21 protein-coding genes are annotated in these 19,303 nt (G+C 69.6%); 18 read left to right on the forward strand and 3 right to left on the reverse strand.

The window, feature by feature from the left end; genetic code table 11:
• The first annotated feature begins 44 nt into the window (after positions 1 to 44).
• The 5 genes from tuf to A5730_RS17465 all read left to right on the forward strand — a co-directional run bounded on the left by tuf (position 45) and on the right by A5730_RS17465 (position 5,095).
• Positions 45 to 1,235: an elongation factor Tu gene (gene tuf / locus A5730_RS17445; RefSeq protein WP_067902923.1), complete on the forward strand. Its 1,191-nt coding sequence runs from the start codon at positions 45 to 47 to the stop codon at positions 1,233 to 1,235.
• A gap of 132 nt (positions 1,236 to 1,367) precedes the next feature.
• Positions 1,368 to 2,111, forward strand: coding sequence for a PE family protein (locus A5730_RS24445; protein ID WP_082946879.1), 744 nt, complete (start codon positions 1,368 to 1,370; stop codon positions 2,109 to 2,111).
• An 84-nt stretch (positions 2,112 to 2,195) separates the two neighbouring features.
• Positions 2,196 to 3,026 (forward strand): SHOCT domain-containing protein, encoded by an 831-nt coding sequence (locus A5730_RS17455; RefSeq protein WP_067902926.1) that lies wholly within the window; start codon positions 2,196 to 2,198, stop codon positions 3,024 to 3,026.
• 49 nt (positions 3,027 to 3,075) lie between these two features.
• On the forward strand, positions 3,076 to 3,894 hold the full coding sequence (locus A5730_RS17460; protein WP_067902929.1) for a mycofactocin-coupled SDR family oxidoreductase: 819 nt from the start codon (positions 3,076 to 3,078) through the stop codon (positions 3,892 to 3,894).
• Between the two features lie 19 nt (positions 3,895 to 3,913).
• Positions 3,914 to 5,095, forward strand: a complete 1,182-nt coding sequence (locus A5730_RS17465) for an NAD(P)/FAD-dependent oxidoreductase (protein ID WP_067902932.1) — start codon at positions 3,914 to 3,916, stop codon at positions 5,093 to 5,095.
• A gap of 44 nt (positions 5,096 to 5,139) precedes the next feature.
• On the opposite strand, the gene A5730_RS17470 is transcribed toward A5730_RS17465, so the two are convergent.
• Together A5730_RS17470 and mftR are read right to left on the reverse strand one after the other, a co-directional pair.
• Positions 5,140 to 6,186, reverse strand: a complete 1,047-nt coding sequence (locus A5730_RS17470) for a DUF2332 domain-containing protein (RefSeq protein ID WP_067902935.1) — start codon at positions 6,184 to 6,186, stop codon at positions 5,140 to 5,142.
• Positions 6,183 to 6,779, reverse strand: coding sequence for a mycofactocin system transcriptional regulator (gene mftR, locus A5730_RS17475; RefSeq protein WP_055401905.1), 597 nt, complete (start codon positions 6,777 to 6,779; stop codon positions 6,183 to 6,185). The genes A5730_RS17470 and mftR overlap by 4 nt, the downstream gene beginning before the upstream one ends.
• Positions 6,780 to 6,876: 97 nt before the next feature.
• On the opposite strand from mftR, the gene mftA reads away from it, so the two are divergent.
• From mftA to mftG, 7 genes are all read left to right on the forward strand, one after another.
• Positions 6,877 to 6,966: a mycofactocin precursor MftA gene (gene mftA / locus A5730_RS17480; RefSeq protein WP_040621348.1), complete on the forward strand. Its 90-nt coding sequence runs from the start codon at positions 6,877 to 6,879 to the stop codon at positions 6,964 to 6,966.
• Positions 6,951 to 7,244, forward strand: coding sequence for a mycofactocin biosynthesis chaperone MftB (gene mftB / locus A5730_RS17485; RefSeq protein ID WP_055401901.1), 294 nt, complete (start codon positions 6,951 to 6,953; stop codon positions 7,242 to 7,244). The genes mftA and mftB overlap by 16 nt, the downstream gene beginning before the upstream one ends.
• Entirely contained in the window at positions 7,241 to 8,428 is a 1,188-nt protein-coding gene (mftC, locus tag A5730_RS17490; protein ID WP_067902937.1) for a mycofactocin radical SAM maturase, read from the forward strand. The genes mftB and mftC overlap by 4 nt, the downstream gene beginning before the upstream one ends.
• Positions 8,429 to 8,431: 3 nt before the next feature.
• The gene (gene mftD / locus A5730_RS17495; protein WP_067902940.1) at positions 8,432 to 9,613 is read left to right on the forward strand and encodes a pre-mycofactocin synthase MftD; all 1,182 of its coding nucleotides are present in this window, start codon (positions 8,432 to 8,434) and stop codon (positions 9,611 to 9,613) included.
• Between the two features lie 164 nt (positions 9,614 to 9,777).
• Positions 9,778 to 10,509: a mycofactocin biosynthesis peptidyl-dipeptidase MftE gene (mftE, locus tag A5730_RS17500; protein ID WP_067902944.1), complete on the forward strand. Its 732-nt coding sequence runs from the start codon at positions 9,778 to 9,780 to the stop codon at positions 10,507 to 10,509.
• A complete protein-coding gene (gene mftF / locus A5730_RS17505; RefSeq protein WP_067902947.1) occupies positions 10,506 to 11,918 on the forward strand; it encodes a mycofactocin biosynthesis glycosyltransferase MftF in 1,413 nt (470 codons plus the stop codon). Before mftE ends, mftF begins: the two co-directional genes overlap by 4 nt.
• An 8-nt stretch (positions 11,919 to 11,926) precedes the next feature.
• Entirely contained in the window at positions 11,927 to 13,366 is a 1,440-nt protein-coding gene (mftG, locus tag A5730_RS17510) for a mycofactocin system GMC family oxidoreductase MftG (RefSeq protein ID WP_067902950.1), read from the forward strand.
• A gap of 425 nt (positions 13,367 to 13,791) precedes the next feature.
• On the opposite strand, the gene A5730_RS17515 is transcribed toward mftG, so the two are convergent.
• A complete protein-coding gene (locus A5730_RS17515) occupies positions 13,792 to 15,387 on the reverse strand; it encodes an MFS transporter (protein ID WP_067902953.1) in 1,596 nt (531 codons plus the stop codon).
• Positions 15,388 to 15,531: 144 nt separating this feature from the next.
• Here A5730_RS17515 and A5730_RS17520 point away from each other — a divergent pair, with 144 nt between their 5' ends.
• From A5730_RS17520 to rplB, 6 genes are all read left to right on the forward strand, one after another.
• Positions 15,532 to 16,137 carry a TetR/AcrR family transcriptional regulator gene (locus tag A5730_RS17520; protein WP_082946880.1) on the forward strand — a complete coding sequence of 202 codons (606 nt, stop codon included), beginning with the start codon at positions 15,532 to 15,534 and terminating at the stop codon, positions 16,135 to 16,137.
• A gap of 352 nt (positions 16,138 to 16,489) precedes the next feature.
• Complete coding sequence (gene rpsJ, locus A5730_RS17525; protein WP_003873519.1) at positions 16,490 to 16,795, forward strand: 30S ribosomal protein S10; 306 nt, start codon at positions 16,490 to 16,492, stop codon at positions 16,793 to 16,795.
• Positions 16,796 to 16,809: 14 nt separating this feature from the next.
• Positions 16,810 to 17,463, forward strand: coding sequence for a 50S ribosomal protein L3 (rplC, locus tag A5730_RS17530; protein WP_055401884.1), 654 nt, complete (start codon positions 16,810 to 16,812; stop codon positions 17,461 to 17,463).
• Positions 17,463 to 18,128, forward strand: a complete 666-nt coding sequence (rplD, locus tag A5730_RS17535) for a 50S ribosomal protein L4 (protein WP_067902958.1) — start codon at positions 17,463 to 17,465, stop codon at positions 18,126 to 18,128. Before rplC ends, rplD begins: the two co-directional genes overlap by 1 nt.
• The gene (gene rplW, locus A5730_RS17540; RefSeq protein WP_055401878.1) at positions 18,129 to 18,431 is read left to right on the forward strand and encodes a 50S ribosomal protein L23; all 303 of its coding nucleotides are present in this window, start codon (positions 18,129 to 18,131) and stop codon (positions 18,429 to 18,431) included.
• Between the two features lie 22 nt (positions 18,432 to 18,453).
• Positions 18,454 to 19,296 carry a 50S ribosomal protein L2 gene (gene rplB / locus A5730_RS17545; RefSeq protein WP_055401875.1) on the forward strand — a complete coding sequence of 281 codons (843 nt, stop codon included), beginning with the start codon at positions 18,454 to 18,456 and terminating at the stop codon, positions 19,294 to 19,296.
• Positions 19,297 to 19,303 lie beyond the last annotated feature (7 nt).

A 19,303-nucleotide genomic window follows, 5' to 3' on the forward strand; every position in this document is an offset into this window, starting at 1 on the left:
CAACACTGCTTTAACAAGCACCAACAGTCCAGGAGGACAACGAAGTGGCGAAGGCGAAGTTCGAGCGGACGAAGCCGCACGTCAACATTGGGACCATCGGTCACGTTGACCACGGCAAGACGACGCTGACCGCGGCTATCACCAAGGTTCTGCACGACAAGTTCCCGGACCTGAACGAGTCCCGCGCGTTCGACCAGATCGACAACGCGCCCGAGGAGCGTCAGCGCGGTATCACCATCAACATCTCCCACGTGGAGTACCAGACCGACAAGCGTCACTACGCCCACGTCGACGCCCCCGGTCACGCCGACTACATCAAGAACATGATCACCGGCGCCGCCCAGATGGACGGCGCGATCCTGGTGGTCGCGGCCACCGACGGCCCGATGCCGCAGACCCGCGAGCACGTGCTGCTGGCGCGTCAGGTCGGCGTGCCCTACATCCTGGTGGCGCTGAACAAGGCGGACATGGTCGACGACGAGGAGCTGCTGGAGCTCGTCGAGATGGAGGTCCGCGAGTTGCTGGCCGCCCAGGAGTTCGACGAGGACGCCCCCGTCGTGCGGGTTTCGGCGCTCAAGGCGCTCGAGGGCGACGCCAAGTGGGTCGAGTCCGTCGAGCAGCTGATGGAGGCCGTCGACGAGTCGATCCCGGACCCGGTCCGCGAGACCGACAAGCCGTTCCTGATGCCGGTCGAGGACGTCTTCACGATCACCGGTCGTGGCACGGTGGTCACCGGTCGTGTCGAGCGCGGCGTGATCAACGTGAACGAGGAAGTCGAGATCGTCGGCATCCGCCCGGCCAGCACCAAGACCACCGTCACCGGTGTGGAGATGTTCCGCAAGCTGCTTGACCAGGGCCAGGCCGGTGACAACGTCGGTCTGTTGCTCCGTGGTATCAAGCGCGAGGACGTCGAGCGCGGTCAGGTCGTCACGAAGCCCGGCACCACCACGCCGCACACCGAGTTCGAGGGCCAGGTCTACATCCTGTCCAAGGACGAGGGCGGCCGGCACACGCCGTTCTTCAACAACTACCGCCCGCAGTTCTACTTCCGCACCACGGACGTGACCGGTGTGGTGACGCTGCCGGAGGGCACCGAAATGGTGATGCCCGGTGACAACACCAACATCTCGGTCAAGCTGATCCAGCCCGTGGCCATGGACGAAGGCCTGCGGTTCGCGATCCGTGAGGGTGGCCGCACCGTCGGCGCCGGCCGGGTCGTGAAGATCATCAAGTAGGTCCAGCTAGCCATAGAGCCCGGACTGCCGTTCTCGGCAATCCGGGCTTTATGCGTTTTACCGGGTCCGACCGGGACGGCTCCGCTAGGATTCCCCGATAAGGGAGTCGGGGGAGCTGACCGGGAGGTTCCGATGTCCTTCGTATTCGCGACGCCCGAGTATGTGGCCGCCGCCGCGTCCGATCTGGCCAGGATCGGGTGGACGATCACGTCGGCTAACTCGATGGCGGCGGGCGCGACGTCGACCGTCCTCGCCCCGGGCGCGGACGAGGTGTCGACCAGCATCGCGACGCTGTTCGACGCCCACTCGCAGGTGTACCAGGCGCTGAGCGCGCAAGCCGCGGTGTTTCACAACCAGTTCGTCGAGCTGATGAACGGCGGCGCGGCGCACTACCTGGCCACCGAGGCCGCCAACGCGTCGCCGCTGCAGTCCGCCGCGGCGCCCGCGTCGATGGCGGCGCAGCTGCCGGCGGCGACGGCCGCGGGCGGTTCGGCGCCCGGCGTTCCGGCCGCGCCCCTGATGTCGGCGGTCGCGCCGGCTTCGGCGATCGCGGGTGTGCAGGCACCGGCCGCCCCGGCGGCCACCGCGGGGCCTGCGGCGCTGGCCCCGGCCACCACGGCCACGCCGGTGCGGATGGTCGCGCCCGCCTACACCCCGGCCACCGCGCAGCCCGCGGCGTCGGCGCCGTCGACGGTCAGCCCGCTCGCGACGACACCGGCGCAGGTGGAGACGCCGCAGGCCGCCGCGGCCCCGGCGATGCCGGTATCGACCGGCGGCACGCCGGTGAAGGTGGTGTCCGCCCATTCGGCCCCCACCTCGGCGCCGGCCGGATCGTCGGCGCGTCCGGCGCCGGCCGTGATACCCAAGGTGGACTAGCGCGCTTTGCGCGTATGGCGCGCGCGGCGACCCCGCGAGAGCTAACCTGACACGAAAATTCCCAGCAAGGGTAAGGAGACTCTCGTGTTGGCGCGCTACCTGAAGGCACAGTTGGTGGTTTTGCTGTGCGGTGGCCTGGTCGGGCCGATTTTCCTGGTGGTCTACTTCACCCTCGGGTTCGGCAGCCTGCTGCAGTGGATGTTCTATGCCGGTCTGTTCATCACGGTCGCCGACGTGCTGGTCGCGCTCGCGTTGGCCAACTACGGCGCGAAGTCGTCGGCCAAGAACGCGGTGCTCGAGCAGAGCGGCGTGCTCGCGCTGGCCCAGATCACCGGGGTCACCGAGACGGGGACTTGGATCAACAACCAGCAGGTGGTGAAGGTGCACCTGCACATCTCCGGGTCCGGTTTCCTGCCGTTCGACAGCGAGGACCGGGTGATCGCGAGCGTGACCCGGCTCGGCAACCTGTCCGCCCGCAAGTTGGTGGTCCTGGTCAACCCCACCACCAACGAGTACCGGATCGACTGGGAGCGAAGCGCTTTGGTCAACGGCCTGGTGCCCGCGCAGTTCACCGTCGCCGAAGACAACAAGACCTACGACCTGAGCGGGCAGGCCGGGCCGCTGATGGAGATCCTGCAGATCCTCAAGGCCAACAACGTTCCGCTCAACCGGATGGTCGACATCCGGTCGAACCCGGTGCTGCGCCAGCAGATCCAGGCCGTGGTGCGCCGCGCGGCCGAACAGCAGGCGCCTGCCCCGCAACCGGCCGCCGCCGGCGGACCGGCGCCGGTGGTCACGCCCCCGCAGCCGTCGGTCGCCCAGCGACTGCAGGAGCTCGAGACGCTGCGCGCCAGCGGTGCGCTCACCGATCAGGAGTACGCCAGCCGACGGGCCCAGATCATCTCCGAAATCTGACCGCCGGGCGAGTTAGAACAGGTTTCAGTTTCGCTGCTAGCCTGACTGCGTGGCTGGATCACTGCAGGGACGCGTCGCGTTCATCACCGGCGCCGCCCGCGCCCAGGGCCGTTCGCACGCGGTGCGGCTGGCCGCCGAGGGCGCCGACATCATCGCGCTCGACATCTGCGCGTCGGCGTCGAAGAGCCTGACCTACACGCCGGCCACGCCGGAGGATCTCGCCGAGACGGTCCGGCTGGTGGAGGCGCAGGGCCGCAAGGTGCTGGCCCGCGAAGCGGACGTCCGCGACGACGCCGCGCTGCGCCAACTCGTGGCCGACGGCGTCGAACAATTCGGCCGGCTCGACATCGTGGTGGCCAACGCCGGCGTCTTGAGCTGGGGCCGGGTGTGGGAGCTCACCGACGAGCAGTGGGACACCGTGATTGGGGTGAACCTCACCGGCACCTGGCGCACGCTGCGCGCCACCGTGCCCGCGATGATCGAAGCCGGCAACGGCGGCTCGATCGTGGTGGTGAGCTCGTCGGCGGGCCTGAAGGCCACGCCCGGCAACGGACACTATTCGGCCAGCAAGCACGGGCTCACCGCGCTGACCAACACCCTGGCCATCGAGCTCGGCGAATACAACATCCGGGTCAACTCCATCCACCCCTACTCCGTCGACACCCCGATGATCGAGCCGGAGGCGATGATGGAGATATTCGCGCGCCACCCCGCCTTCGTGCACAGCTTTCCCCCAATGCCGTTGCAGCCCAACGGCTTCATGTCTCCCGACGAGGTGGCCGATGTCGTGGCGTGGCTGGCCGGCGACGGGTCGGGCACGGTGACCGGCACCCAGATCCCGGTGGACAAGGGCGCGTTGAAGTACTGATCGGTCATCGTGGTATGAACTGCACGTGACCGCTAGCAAAGGAATCGTGATCGTCGGTGGGGGGCTGGCCGCCGCCCGGACCGCCGAGCAGCTGCGCCGATCGGGGTTCGAAGGCCGCGTCACGATCGTCAGCGATGAGGTGCACGTGCCCTACGATCGCCCGCCGCTGTCGAAAGAGGTGCTGCGCAAAGAGGTCGACGACGTGGCCCTCAAACCGCGGGAGTGGTACGACGAGAACGACATCACCCTGCGCCTGGGCGCGGCGGCCACCGGCCTGGACACCGGGGCGCGGACGGTGACGCTGGCCGACGGCTCGGTGATCGGCTACGACGAACTCGTCATCGCCACCGGCTTGGTGCCGCGGCGCATTCCGGCGCTGCCGGACCTCGACGGCATCCGGGTGTTGCGCTCGTTCGACGAATCGATGGCGCTGCGTGAGCACGCGTCCGCCGCGCAGCGCGCCGTCATCGTCGGCGCCGGTTTCATCGGCTGCGAGGTGGCGGCCAGTCTGCGCAGCCTCGGGGTGGACGTCGTGTTGGTCGAGCCGCAGCCGACGCCCCTGGCGTCCGTGCTCGGCGAGCGAATCGGCGAGCTGGTGGCGCGCCTGCACCGCGAGGAGGGGGTGGACGTCCGCCTCGGCGTCGGAGTGGCCGAGGTGCGCGGCGACGGGCGGGTGGACACCGTCGTGCTGAGCGACGACACCGAGCTGGCGGCCGACCTGGTGGTCATCGGCATCGGGTCGCATCCGGCGACCGGCTGGCTGGAGGGCAGCGGCGTCGAGATCGACAACGGCGTGCTCTGTGACGAGGCCGGACGGACCAGCGCGTCCAACGTATGGGCGCTCGGCGACGTCGCGTCGTGGCGCGATGCGACGGGACACCAAGCGCGCGTGGAACATTGGAGCAACGTCGCCGACCAGACCCGCGTCGTGGTGCCCGCGATGCTGGGGCAGGAGCCGCCGTCGGCCGTGGTCGTGCCGTACTTCTGGAGCGACCAGTACGACGTCAAGATCCAGTGCCTCGGCGAGCCCGAGGCCACCGACACCGTCCACCTCGTCGAAGACGACGGCCGCAAGTTCCTGGCCTACTACGAGCGGGACGGGGTGCTGGTCGGTGTGGTCGGCGGCGGGATGCCCGGCAAGGTCATGAAGGCCCGCGGCAAGATCGCGGCCGGCGCGCCCATCTCCGACGTGCTGGGCTGACCCGCACGAAAGTCATTGCGCCGCAGCGTGTTTCGTCCCGGCGTTCACCACCAGTGCACCGGCGGGCCGTGCGGGTGGCATTCCCCGAGGATCTCGAGTTCGCCGCCCGGCCAGCGCCGCGCCCGCACCAGGAACCGGATCGGGGCGTCCGGCCCCTCGCGCGCCGGCTCCAGCGTCAGGTGCACGAACGGCGATCGCTCGTCGGCCTGCTCGCCCAGCGCGCCGACCCGGGCCCGGACCGCGTCGCGCTCCTCGCCGGACAGGTACTGCCAGGTGATCGAATGCCACAGCACCGTCAGCGCGTCCGCGCGCAGCGTCAGGCCGGCGACCGCGTCGGCGGCCGTCTGGCGCTGCAGCCGGGCCGGCACCTGCCGCGCCACCTCGATCGCGCCGCGCAGCCGCTCGAGCCGGGCGGTCTGGTCGGGCCAGACGTAGCTCAACACGGTGAGCTCCCCGTCGGCTCCGGTCACGTCGATGGGCGCGATGTCGTAGCCGCTGCGCTCGACGATCTCCACCTTGCCGCCCGGCGGCAGCGCGCCGCGCCACGCGTCGTGGATCGTCACCGGCGAACCGTCCGGTCCCCACTGGCCTTCGGCGAACAGGTAGCGGTAGTGGTCAGCGCGCAGGTTCAGCCCCGCGCTCGACCCGATCTCGAAAAGCCTTACCGGCAAACCCGATTCACCGTTGATGCGCAACAGGGCGCCGATCAGCGCGGCGGACCGGCCGACCTCGTTGGTCTGCGGTGGTTGCCGCAGCGCCGCCCGCAGCGCCTCGGAGTGTTCGGCCGCGACGCCCTCGATCTCGGGCCACGCCGCTACGGCGTCCCAGCTGCCGCCGGTGCTGGGATACCACCTTCGTAGTTGCCGGGCGCGGCCGTCGAGCACCAACCGGTGCAGCCCGCCGAGCAGCCGCAGCGGCACGGCCAGGCGCGAGGGGGCGTCCTCGTGCCCGGACAGGATCGCGGCGAAGACGCCGCCGGCCTCGACGTCGGCGGCCACCAGCTCGAAAAGTTCGCCGTACATCGGTGAGCCCGAGCCGGCGCAGAACCGGCCCTGCGCGCGCAGGGTGTGCAGCAGGTGATCCTCGGTCACCGGTCCAGCCCGTCCAGCCCGGCGCCGACCACGTCGAAGGCGTTGCCCAGCGCGATGGGCAGCGGGACGGACTCGTCGCCGAGCCAGTGCTCGTAGGCCGACAGCGCCACCCCGAGCATGGTCCAGGCGGCGGTCTGGGGCACCAGGTCGGTGGTCTTGCGGTCCAGCCGGCGGGCCACGAAACCGGCGATCACCTCGCGCCAGCCGGCGTACATGGTCATCGAATACGCCTGCAGTTCGGCGGTTTGCAGGATCACCCGCATCCGCTGGCGGTGCCGCGCGGTCTCCGACTCGTCAAAGGTGTTGAACGCCAACAGCGCATCGCGTAGCGCCTGGCCCAGCGGCACCCGCGGGTCGACGGCGTCCAGCAGGTCGCGCAGGTGCGCGAGGTGGGTGTCGAAGTCGCCCCACGGGATGGCGTTCTTGGACGCGTAGTAGCGGAAGAGCGTGCGCCGCGAGATGCCGGCGGCCTGGGCGACGTCGTCGACGCTGACGTCGGCGAAACCGCGCGCACCGAACAGCTCGATCGCGACGTCGGTGATGTGGTGCGGCGTGGTCGAGCGGCGACGGCCCACCCGTGGCTGCGGCACCATGAGACCCGCCCTTCCATTTCGGCACTCGATGCCATATTCTGACGAAGCTTGTGCTCGAACCCCATCGTTGTCAAGAACCGACGAAAGGCAATGACCCGTGGACCACGAAACCGAGACCGAGACCCAGCTCGTCGCCGAGACCCTGGTTGAAGAGGTGTCCATCGACGGCATGTGCGGGGTCTACTGAACCGCGTGTTCGACCCCGGCCGCGGCTGGCGGTTGCACCCGCAGGTGGCGGTTCGACCCGAACCATTCGGGGCGCTGCTCTACCACTTCGGCACCCGCAAGCTGTCCTTTCTGAAGAACCGCACCATTCTCACCGTGGTGCGGTCGCTCGCCGACCATCCCGACGTCCACTCGGCCTGCCGCGCGGCGGGTGTGGACGACTCGGACGAGGCCCCCTACTTGCACGCGCTGGGCGTGTTGGCCGATTCGAAGATGCTGGTACCCCAGGAGGTCCCATGACAGCCACCGTCCCGCGGCTCATCGAGCAGTTCGAGAGCGGGCTCGATGCGCCCATCTGCCTGACGTGGGAGCTCACGTACGCCTGCAACCTGGCGTGCGTGCACTGCCTTTCGTCGTCGGGCAAACGGGATCCGCGGGAGCTGTCCACCCGGCAATGCATGGACATCATCGACGAGCTGGAACGCATGCAGGTGTTCTACGTCAACATCGGCGGCGGCGAGCCCACCGTGCGCCCCGACTTCTGGGAGCTGGTCGACTACGCGACCGCGCACCACGTCGGGGTGAAGTTCTCCACCAACGGGGTGCGCATCACCGAAGAGGTCGCCGCCCGGTTGGCCGCCAGCGACTACGTCGACGTCCAGATCTCGCTGGACGGCGCCACCGCGGAGGTCAACGACGCGGTGCGCGGTCCCGGATCGTTCGCCATGGCCGTGCGCGCGCTGGAGAACCTTGCCAATGCGGGCTTCAAGGACGCGAAGATCTCCGTCGTGGTCACCCGCCACAACGTCGACCAGCTCGACGAATTCGCCGCGCTGGCAAGCCGTTACGGCGCCACCCTGCGGATCACCCGGCTGCGTCCGTCGGGGCGCGGCGCGGACGTCTGGGACGATCTGCACCCCACCGCCGCCCAGCAGGTCCAGCTCTACGACTGGCTGGTGGCCAAGGGGGAGCGGGTGCTCACCGGCGACTCCTTCTTCCACCTGGCGCCGCTCGGCTCCTCCGGCGCGCTGGCCGGCCTGAACATGTGCGGCGCGGGCCGGGTGGTCTGCCTGATCGACCCCGTCGGGGACGTGTACGCGTGCCCATTCGCCATCCACGACCGCTTCCTGGCCGGAAATGTGTTGGCCGACGGGGGATTCGACAACGTCTGGAAGCACGCGCCGCTGTTCCGTGAGCTGCGCGAACCGCAGTCCGCGGGGGCGTGCGGCAGCTGCGGCCACTACGACGCCTGCCGGGGCGGCTGCATGGCGGCGAAGTTCTTCACCGGCCTGCCGATGGACGGGCCGGATCCCGAGTGCGTGCAGGGGCACAGCGCCCCGGCGCTGGCCCGCCGGCGAGAGACGCCGCGGCCCCGGGCCGACCACTCCCGCGGGCAACGGGTTCGCCAACCGGTGCCCCTGACGCTGTCCGTGCGGCCACCCGACGCGCCCCCGGCGCGGCTGTGCAACGAAAGCCCCGTATAGCTCATGGCCGGCCAATGGTTTGAAACCGTCGCCATCGCCCAGCAGCGCGCGAAGCGGCGGCTGCCGAAATCCGTCTACTCGGCGCTGCTCGCCGGCAGCGAGAAGGGCGTCACCGTCTCCGACAATGTCGCGGCGTTCGGTGAACTCGGATTCGCCCCCCACGTCGTCGGCGCGCAGGAGAAGCGCGACCTCTCGACTACCGTTCTGGGACAAGATATTTCGATGCCGGTGCTGATTTCGCCGACCGGCGTCCAGGCGGTCGATCCGGACGGCGAGGTCGCCGTCGCGCGGGCCGCGGCGGCGCGGGGAACGGCGATGGGCCTGTCCTCTTTCGCCAGCAAACCGATCGAGGAGGTCATCGCCGCCAACCCCAAGATCTTCTTCCAGGTGTACTGGCTGGGCGGGCGCGACGCGATCGCCGAGCGGGTGGAACGGGCGCGCCAGGCCGGCGCGGTGGGTCTGATCGTCACCACCGACTGGTCGTTCTCGCACGGGCGCGACTGGGGCAGCCCCCAGATTCCCGAAGCGATGAACCTGCGGACGGTCCTGCGGCAGTCTCCGGAAGCGGTCTTCAAGCCCCGCTGGCTGTGGAAGTACGGCAAGACGCTGCGCCCGCCGGATTTGCGGGTGCCCAACCAGGGGCGCCGCGGCGAGCCCGGCCCACCCTTTTTCGCCGCCTACGGTGAGTGGATGGGTACCCCGCCCCCGACGTGGGAAGACATCGCCTGGCTGCGTGAACTGTGGGGCGGGCCGTTCATGCTCAAGGGCGTGATGCGCGTGGACGACGCGAAAAGGGCTGTGGACGCCGGGGTTTCGGCGATTTCGGTGTCCAACCACGGCGGCAACAACCTGGACGGCACGCCGGCGTCGATTCGCGCCCTGCCCGCGGTGGCCGCCGCGGTCGGCGATCAGGTCGAGGTGCTGCTCGACGGCGGCATCCGCCGGGGAAGCGATGTGGTCAAGGCCGTGGCGCTGGGGGCGCGCGCGGTGATGATCGGGCGCGCGTACCTGTGGGGCCTGGCCGCCGCCGGGCAGGCGGGCGTGGAGAACGTGCTCGACATCTTGCGCGGGGGCATCGACTCGGCGCTGATGGGCCTGGGCCACGCGAGCGTGCACGAGCTCGGTCCGGACGACATCCTGGTGCCGCCCGGCTTCACCCGGGCGCTGGGTGTGCCGTCCGCCTGAGCAGCCAATAGTCGTCCTGGAGACGGGATCGTCGGCGATGATTGACGGCCCCGCAACCGGTGGTACTGGCGAGGTGCCCGTGACGAACGAGCACAAAGATCGAACGCCCGATGAACCAGCCAGAAAAAAATCGTTTTCTACAGACAACAATTGGTGCACGCCAGGTGAATTCGTCCTACCATCACCGAGTGCCCGTACTCGGCGAATTAGCGGTGGCTACGTCAAGCCAGCTAGCGGGCACCTCGCCGTCCCTGATCATCCCGCTCGGGTCGACCGAGCAGCACGGTCCGCACCTGCCGCTGGACACCGACACGCGGATCGCAACCGCGGTCGCCCGCGGGGCCCTTGCCGGCCTCGACCGCGACTGGCTGGTGGCACCCGCCATCGCCTACGGGGCCAGCGGCGAACACCAAAGCTTTGCCGGAACGATCTCCATCGGCACGGAAGCCCTGACGACGTTGCTGGTGGAATACGGCCGGTCGGCCGCCGGCTGGGCCCGGCGCCTCGTCTTCGTCAACGGCCACGGCGGCAACACCGCCGCGCTGACCGCCGCGGTGACCCGGCTGCGGGCCGAGGGACGCGACGCCGCCTGGTGCCCATGCCTGTCGGGCGGCGGTGATGCCCACGCCGGGCACACCGAAACCTCGCTGTTGCTGCACATCTCGCCGGGCGACGTGCTGACCGACCGGTGGCTCGCCGGCAATCCGGCGCCGCTGCCCGAATTGCTCCCGTCGATGCGCCGCGGGGGAGTCGCGGCGGTCAGCCCCGTGGGTGTCCTGGGAGACCCGACCACCGCGACCGCCGCCGAGGGTGAGCGCATCCTCGCCGAGATGGTCGAGGGCTGTGTCCGTCGGGTGGACCGGTGGTCACCCGGGCGCGACGGGATGCTGACATGAGCCATCCCCGGCTGCCCGACGGGTTCGCCGTCCAGGTCGATCGCCGCGTGCGGGTGCTCGGCGACGGCTCGGCGCTGCTCGGGGGTTCGCCGACCCGGCTGCTCAAGCTGGCGCCGGCCGCCCAGGACATGCTGTGCGACGGCCGGCTGAAGGTTCGCGACGACGTCAGCGCGCAGCTGGCCCGCACCCTGCTGGACGCCACGGTGGCGCATCCGCGGCCCGCGGGCGGACCCTCGCACCGCGACGTGACCGTCGTAATCCCCGTGCGGGACAACCTTTCTGGCGTGCGGCGCCTGGTCAGCTCGTTGCGCGGCTTGCGGGTCATCGTGGTGGACGACGGATCCTTCCCGCCGATCGAACCGGAGGACTTCGTCGGCGCGCACTGCGACGTCGAGGTGCTGCGGCATTCGCGCAGCAGGGGACCGGCCGCCGCCCGCAACACGGGACTGGCCGCGTGCGGCACCGACTACGTCGCCTTCCTCGACTCCGATGTCGCGCCGCGACGCGGGTGGCTGGAGGCGCTGCTCGGCCACTTCTGCGACCCGACGGTCGCCCTGGCCGCGCCGCGCATCGTCGGTTTGTCGCACAGCGAGAACGTCGTCGCCCGCTACGAGGCGGTGCACTCGTCACTCGACCTCGGCGAGCGCGAAGCGCCCGTGCTGCCCCACAGCACGGTCTCCTACGTGCCCAGCGCGGCGATCATCTGCCGCTGCTCGGCGCTGCGCGCGGTCGGCGGTTTCGACGAGACCCTGCAGTCGGGCGAGGACGTCGACCTGTGTTGGCGGCTCATCGAAGCCGGCGCCCGCCTGCGATACGAGCCCGTCGCGATGGTCGCCCACGACCACCGCACCGAACTGCGGGATTGGCTCGCCCGCAAGGCTTTCTACGGCGGCTCGGCGGCCCCGCTGTCGGTCCGCCACCCGGACAAGACCGCGCCGGTGGTGATCTCCGGCTGGGCGCTGATGACGTGGATCCTGGTGGCGTTCGGGACCAGCCTGTCCCAGCTGGCGTCCGTCGCCATCGCCCTGCTGACCGGTCGCCGGATCGCCAGGGCGATGCGCGGCGCCGAGACCTCGATCACCGACGTGGTGGTGATCGCCACCCGCGGCCTGTGGTCGGCGGCGCTGCAGCTGGCTTCGGCGCTGTGCCGGCATTACTGGCCGCTGGCGCTACTCGCCGCCACGCTGTCGCGACATTTCCGGCGTGTCGTGCTGGTCGCGGCCGTCATGGACGGCGTGGTCGACTGGCTGCGCCGTCGGGACGCCATGGGTGACGATGCCGAGCCGATCGGGCTGCTGACCTACCTCTTGCTCAAGCGCGTCGACGACCTGGCGTACGGCCTCGGGCTGTGGTGGGGTGTGCTGCGGGAGCGCAACCTGCGCGCGCTCAAGCCGCAGATTCGCAGCTAGCCGCCACCTTGACCCCCGCCGCCCCGCACAGCGATGTGCTGATCGTCGGTGCCGGCAGCGCTGGATCGGTTGTTGCCGAACGCCTTTCCAGCGATCCCGGTTGCGCGGTGACCGTCGTCGAGGCCGGGCCCGCCCTCGACGACCCGCAATTGCTCGCGCAAACGGGCAACGGGCTGCAGTTGCCGATCGGCGTGGGCAGCCCCCTGGTGCGGCGCTATGAGACCAGCCTCACCGACCGGCCCACCCGGCGGCATCCGATCGTGCGCGGGGCGACGCTCGGCGGCTCGGGCGCGGTCAACGGCGGTTACTTCTGCCGCGGACTGCCGCGCGACTTCGATCGGCTGTCGCTGCCCGGCTGGTCGTGGCCCGAGGTTCTCGACAGCTTCCGCGCCATCGAGACCGACCTGGATTTCAGTGGCCCCGCCCACGGCGCCGACGGCCCGATCAAGGTGCGCCGTACCCACGAAATGGCCGGCACCACCGAGCGTTTCATCGATGCCGCGCGGAGCGCGGGGTTCGACTGGATCGATGACCTCAACGACGTTGGGCCTGGGCCGGTTTCGGGACTGGGCGCGGTGCCGCTCAACATCGTCGACGGCGTGCGCACCGGGTCCGGTGCCGGATACCTGCTGCCGGCCCTGGGCCGGCGCAATCTGACGCTGCGCGCGCGGACCAGCGCGGTGGGCCTGCGGTTCGCCGGCACCGCCGCGGTGGGTGTCGAGACGATCGGCCCGCACGGGCGCATGACCATGACCGCCGACCGGATCGTCCTGTGCGCCGGGGCCATTCAAACGGCGCAGCTGCTCATGCTTTCCGGCGTCGGCGTCGAGGAGGGGTTGCGGGCGGTCGGCATCCCGGTGCGGGCGCCCCTTCCGGTGGGCGCGTCGTTCAGCGATCACCCCGAGTGGGTGTTGCCCACCGACTGGGCGGTGGCTCCCGGCCGGCCGGTGCTCGAGGTCGTGCTCAGCACCGCCGACGATCTCGAGATCAGGCCCTACACGGGCGGATTCGTCGCGATGACCGGCGACGGCACGGCCGGGCACGCCGACTGGCCGCACATCGGGGTGGCGTTGATGCAGCCGCGGGCCCGCGGGCGCATCACGCTGGCGTCGGCAGATCCCGCCGCGGCGCCCCGCATCGAGCATCGCTACGACAGCGAGCCCAAAGACGTCGCGGCGCTACGCCGGGGAGCGGAGATGGCCCGCGAATTGGCTTCCAGCGCAACCCATGTCGGGACCCCGTCCTGGTCAACATCCCAACACCTCTGTGGCACGGCGCCGATGGGCCCGGAGAGCGACCCGGGTGCCGTCGTCGATCATCGCTGCCGCGTGCACGGCATCGAAAACCTGTGGGTGATCGACGGCTCGATCCTGCCCACCATCACCAGCCGCGGGCCGCACGCCACCATCGTGATGCTCGGGCACCGGGCCGCCGGCTTCGTTCGGTGAATGTGGGGGCGGCCCCATGGGTGAGGCATGGGGCGCGCCCCCGAGTGGCGATTGTTCATGCGATCCACGTAGATGGCCACGACAGTGGCAGTGCGCGCGCGAGTGTGCATCGCGCCGACAATGCGTCGCAATATTCGTGGACGGCACGGCCGCCGGTAGACCTCCCTTCGTGACACCTGAAAGCGTTGGCCGGCTTGATATCACGCCCATACCGGAGGCGAACGCTCTCGCGCCCAGGCCGTGGAGACCGGCCATGCCGGCCCGGCCACGCTCTTAACCGGAATCAACACCACATCCACCTCGCCGTAACAGAGATGACCTGTACCTGTCGATATATATTTCTGATACCAGAATCGGCGGGCGGTTTCAAGCACCCGCGGCCGCTTACAGCTCCTTGAACGTGCTGGGAAACAACGGCATTGGAATCAGCGGGTGCGCCGGGCCAGCAGGCCCCGCACCGGCCGCAGCTGCCGGCCGTCGCGGCCGGGCGCCCATATCCCGATCAGCACCGCGGCGACGGCGACGATCACGGCCATCGCGATGGTGGACGCGTGCATGGCCGCCAGGAACGCGGTCTTGCTGAGGTCGGCCAGCTCGCGGCCCGGGGCCCCGATCCTGCCGGCCACCTCGACGGCCTTGGCCAACGAGTCGGTGGCCGGGCCGCGCACGGGCGCGGGAAAGTCCGCCAGCTTGGGGGCGAGTTCGTGCGAATACCGGCCCGCCAGAATCGAACCGGCCACCGCGATCCCCAGCGCTCCGCCCATCTCCCGGGACGTGTCGTTCACCGCGGAGGCGACGCCCTGTTTCTCGTCGGGCACCGCTCCCATGATCGCCGAGGTCGTCGGCGCCGTGCAGATCCCGATGCCGGTGGCCAATATCAATGTCGGCCAGGCGAATTGCAGATAAGAGGTGTGCAGGGTCAGCAGGCACATGCACGCGAACCCGACCGCCATCAGCAGGGTGCCGACGAACAGCACCAGCCGCAGGCCCAACTTGGGCACGTACCAGAACGACAGCGCCGAGAAAATGCCCAGCGGAACCATGAACGGGCCGAAGGCGACCGACGTCGCCAGCGCCGAGTAGCCCATGATCTGCTGTACGTATTGCATGCCGATGTAGAAGAACCCGAACGTCGCGCCGAACAGGATGACGATCGCGGCGACGCCGGTGGCGAAATTCGGGTCGGCGAACAACCGGACATCCAGCAGGGGCTGCCTGCTGCGCCCGGCGAGCCGCAACTCGACGGCACCGAACGCGGCCGCGAGCACCGCCCCCGCGACAAGCCCGCCCCAGATCAGCGGGTCATCCCAGCCGCGGGTCGGCGCCTCCAGGATCGCGGCCACCGCGATCGCCACCGCGGCGCCGATCAGCACCGCGCCCAGCGAATCGATCCGCGGGGCGCCGCCGTCGCGCGACGAGGACACGGTGCACGCCAGCGCGAAGATCACCAGTCCGGCCGCGCCCAGCGACCAGAAGATCGCGTGCCAATCCCAGAAGCGCAGCAGCAGGCCGGAACCGATCATCCCCAGCACGCCGCCGGACCCGGCGGTGCCGGCCCAGATGCCGACCGCCTTGGTGCGCTCGTCCTTCGGGAAGGCCACGGTCAGCAGCGACAGCGTGGCCGGCATCACGAAGGCCGCGCCGATCCCGGCGACCGCGCGGCCGGCGATGATCTGGGCCGGGCTGTGCAGCAGCGCGGGCGCCATCGAGCCCAGGGCGAAGACCACCAGCCCGAGCAGCAGGGCGCCGCGCCTGCCGTAGCGGTCGCCGATCGCTCCGGCGGGCAACAGCAGGCACGCCAGCGCCACGGTGTATCCGTCGACGATCCAATTCAGCTGCGACTGGGTGGCCGAGGTGGCCACCGCGAGGTCCCCCAGCGCGGTGTTCAGCGCCGTCATCGACGCGACCACCAGCGCCACCCCCATGCAGGCGACGGCCAGCGTCCAGTTCCGGGCGCGGGGGCTACCCCCGATGCTGACTACATCAGTACTCTGGTCAGGCCGGACCAGGGTTTCGACCATGTGCTGCGCCTCCCCACGGTGGCGTTCGAAGATTCGAGACCGACAGTCTTGTAGGTAGACCGATAGTCTCGTTCCCAAACAGGGAGGTGGGTCACAATTACCGGCAGCACCACCGATCCACGCCCGGCCCGCTCGCGGGCCCGCCTGCTCGAGGCCGCCGCGTCGTTGCTGAGTTCCGGGGGGCCCAGCGCGGTGACCGTCGACGCGGTCACCCGCACCGCCAACGTAGCCAGGGCCACGCTATACCGCCACTTCCCGAGCGGAAACGACTTGCTGGCAGCTGCTTTCAACAGCCTCATCCCGCCGTCACCCACGCCGCCGGCCGAGGGTTCGCTGCGGGATCGCCTGGTCGCGGTGGTGCTGGCCCAGGCCGAGTCGGTGGCGCAGGCGCCGGCCCTGATGACGGCCATGTCGTGGTTGTCCATGGGTCGGGACCTGGACGAGATGCCGGAACCCCGCGACTGCGCGACGAACAGCACGGCGATCACCACCCTGCGCGAGCGCATCGCCCAGCAGTACGCGGCGCCGTTCGACGCCATTTTCGACAGCCCCGAGGCCGCCGAACTGGGCGAAGTGGACCGGTCCCGGGCCATCGCGCTGCTCATCGGGCCCCTGGTGCTGGGGCGCCTGTCGACGCTTCCCGACTTCGATTACCGCGAGTGCGCGCTCGCCGCCGTCGACGGTTTCCTCTATGTACAGCGCGCCCACAACCGGGCGGGCGCGGCGAGGGTCGAACCGGCGGGCGCCTGAGGCCCCAAACGCCCAGGTCGGCGGCCATCGCCCGGGATTTGGCCAAACCCATGATCTAGGGCATACTGTTCAGGTTGCCTTGGGCCGGGTTTGCGCCTGGTCGGGCATACGACCAGCGCCCAAAACGGGCGCGTCCGGTCCCATCCTTGGAGCGCGACTTTTCGGCCGCGGTCCAGGCTGCGTGAGGGTGACACACCCGACCGCGGGGGCCGGTGGACCACGACAGGTAAACAGCGGCGCAGTATCCGGCGCGACGCTCGATCGGCCCAGGATTGGCCCGGGCCCGGTCAGCGCGCTGGGAGCACCAGGTCCGGACACGGATTTTTGTAAGTGGAGTGAGGGTAGGAGAAGCGTGGCGGGACAGAAGATCCGCATCAGGCTCAAGGCCTACGACCATGAGGCCATCGACGCATCGGCGCGCAAAATCGTCGAGACCGTCGTCCGCACGGGTGCCAGTGTCGTAGGTCCGGTGCCGCTGCCGACTGAGAAGAACGTGTATTGCGTCATCCGCTCTCCGCATAAGTACAAGGACTCGCGGGAGCACTTCGAGATGCGTACTCACAAGCGGCTGATCGACATCCTCGACCCGACGCCGAAGACCGTCGACGCGCTGATGCGCATCGACCTTCCGGCCAGTGTCGACGTCAACATCCAGTAGGAGATCCAGAGCTCATGGCAAGAAAAGGCATTCTGGGTACCAAGCTGGGCATGACGCAGGTGTTCGACGAGAACAACCGGGTCGTGCCGGTGACGGTGGTCAAGGCCGGGCCCAACGTGGTCACCCGCATCCGCACTCCCGAGCGTGACGGTTACAGCGCCGTTCAGCTGGCCTACGGCGAGATCAGCCCGCGCAAGGTGAACAAGCCGGTGACCGGTCAATACAGCGCCGCGGGCGTGAACCCGCGCCGGCACCTGGCCGAGTTGCGGCTCGATGACGAGGCCGCCGCGAGCGAATACGAGGTCGGTCAGGAGTTGACCGCGGAGATCTTCGCCGACGGCGCGTACGTCGACGTCACCGGCACCTCCAAGGGCAAGGGCTTCGCCGGCACCATGAAGCGTCACGGCTTCCGCGGCCAGGGCGCCAGCCACGGTGCGCAGGCGGTGCACCGCCGGCCGGGTTCGATCGGTGGTTGCGCCACCCCGGCGCGCGTCTTCAAGGGCACGCGGATGGCCGGCCGGATGGGTAATGACCGGGTGACCGTCCAGAACCTGGTGGTGCACAAGGTCGATACCGAGAACGGCGTGCTGCTGATCAAGGGCGCGGTCCCCGGCCGCACCGGCGGGCTCGTGGTGGTCCGCAGCGCGATCAAACGAGGTGAGAAGTAATGGCTGACTCGAAATCCTTGAAGATCGACGTCAAGACGCCGGACGGCAAGGTCGAGGGCTCCGTCGAGCTGCCGGCCGAATTGTTCGACGCCCCGGCCAATATCGCCCTGATGCACCAGGTGGTCACCGCGCAGCGCGCGGCGGCTCGCCAGGGGACGCACTCGACCAAGACCCGCGGCGAGGTCAGTGGCGGTGGGCGGAAGCCGTACCGCCAGAAGGGAACCGGTCGTGCCCGCCAGGGTTCGACGCGGGCCCCGCAGTTCACCGGCGGCGGCGTCGTACACGGCCCCAAGCCGCGCGACTACTCGCAGCGCACCCCGAAGAAGATGATCGCCGCGGCGTTGCGCGGCGCGTTGTCGGACCGGGCGCGCAACGGCCGCATCCACGCGGTCACCGAGCTGGTGTCGGGTCAGACCCCGTCAACCAAGAACGCCAGGGCGTTCCTGGGCACGCTGACCGACCGCAAGAACGTGCTGATCGTGATCGGCCGCAGCGACGAGGCCGGCGCCAAGAGCGTGCGCAACCTGCCCGGTGTGCACATCCTGACGGCCGACCAGCTCAACACCTATGACGTGTTGCGCTCCGACGACGTGGTGTTCAGCGTTGAGGCCCTCAACGCCTACATCAAGGGCAATCCGGCTAGCACCGAGGAGGTTTCGGCGTAGATGGCGACCATCACCGACCCGCGCGACATCATCCTGGCCCCGGTCATCTCGGAGAAGTCCTACGGCCTGCTGGATGAGAACGTGTACACCTTTGTGGTGCACCCCGATTCGAACAAGACGCAGATCAAGATCGCCATCGAGAAGATCTTCGCCGTCAAGGTCGCATCGGTGAACACCGCGAACCGGCAGGGCAAGCGCAAGCGCACCAGGACCGGATACGGCAAGCGCAAGGGCACCAAGCGGGCCATCGTCACGCTGGCGCCGGGCAGCAAGCCGATCGACCTGTTCGGGGCACCGGCGTAGCGAGAGAAAGACTTGATTAGACATGGCAATTCGTAAGTACAAGCCGACGAGCCCGGGCCGCCGCGGCTCCAGCGTGTCCGACTTCGCCGAGGTCACCCGGTCGGAGCCGGAGAAGTCGCTGGTGCGTCCGCTGCACGGTCACGGTGGCCGTAACGCGCACGGCCGCATCACCACCCGGCACAAGGGCGGCGGTCACAAGCGCGCCTACCGGGTGATCGACTTCCGCCGCAACGACAAGGACGGGGTCAACGCCAAGGTCGCGCACATCGAGTACGACCCGAACCGGACCGCCAACATCGCGCTGCTGCACTACCTGGACGGCGAAAAGCGTTACATCATCGCGCCGCAAGGGCTTTCGCAGGGCGACGTGGTGGAGTCGGGCGCGAACGCCGACATCAAGCCGGGCAACAACCTGCCGCTGCGCAACATCCCGGCCGGCACCGTCATCCACGCCGTGGAGCTGCGGCCGGGCGGTGGCGCCAAGCTGGCGCGCTCCGCCGGCTCGAGCATCCAGCTGCTCGGCAAGGAGGGCACCTACGCCTCGCTGCGCATGCCCAGCGGTGAGATCCGCCGCGTCGACGTGCGCTGCCGCGCCACGGTCGGCGAGGTGGGCAACGCCGAGCAGGCGAACATCAACTGGGGCAAGGCCGGCCGGATGCGATGGAAGGGCAAGCGCCCTTCGGTCCGTGGTGTGGTCATGAACCCGGTGGACCACCCGCACGGTGGTGGTGAGGGTAAGACCTCCGGTGGTCGGCACCCGGTGAGCCCGTGGGGCAAGCCGGAGGGCCGGACCCGCCACCCGAACAAGGCCAGCAACAAACTCATCGTCCGGCGCCGTCGCACCGGCAAGAAGCACGGCCGGTAGGAGTAAC

The sequence above is a fragment of the Mycobacterium sp. ACS4054 genome (assembly GCF_001667275.1).
Taxonomy (GTDB): domain Bacteria; phylum Actinomycetota; class Actinomycetes; order Mycobacteriales; family Mycobacteriaceae; genus Mycobacterium.

Bases quoted from the DNA above. Each gene is read 5' to 3' on its own strand.
- A5730_RS24445 (WP_082946879.1), top strand. From the start codon at position 1,368: ATGTCCTTCGTATTCGCGACGCCCGAGTATGTGGCCGCCGCCGCGTCC.
- mftR (WP_055401905.1), bottom strand. From the start codon at position 6,779: ATGGTGCCGCAGCCACGGGTGGGCCGTCGCCGCTCGACCACGCCGCAC.
- mftC (WP_067902937.1), top strand. From the start codon at position 7,241: ATGACAGCCACCGTCCCGCGGCTCATCGAGCAGTTCGAGAGCGGGCTC.
- mftD (WP_067902940.1), top strand. From the start codon at position 8,432: ATGGCCGGCCAATGGTTTGAAACCGTCGCCATCGCCCAGCAGCGCGCG.
- mftF (WP_067902947.1), top strand. From the start codon at position 10,506: ATGAGCCATCCCCGGCTGCCCGACGGGTTCGCCGTCCAGGTCGATCGC.
- A5730_RS17515 (WP_067902953.1), bottom strand. From the start codon at position 15,387: ATGGTCGAAACCCTGGTCCGGCCTGACCAGAGTACTGATGTAGTCAGC.
- rplC (WP_055401884.1), top strand. From the start codon at position 16,810: ATGGCAAGAAAAGGCATTCTGGGTACCAAGCTGGGCATGACGCAGGTG.
- rplD (WP_067902958.1), top strand. From the start codon at position 17,463: ATGGCTGACTCGAAATCCTTGAAGATCGACGTCAAGACGCCGGACGGC.
- rplW (WP_055401878.1), top strand. From the start codon at position 18,129: ATGGCGACCATCACCGACCCGCGCGACATCATCCTGGCCCCGGTCATC.
- rplB (WP_055401875.1), top strand. From the start codon at position 18,454: ATGGCAATTCGTAAGTACAAGCCGACGAGCCCGGGCCGCCGCGGCTCC.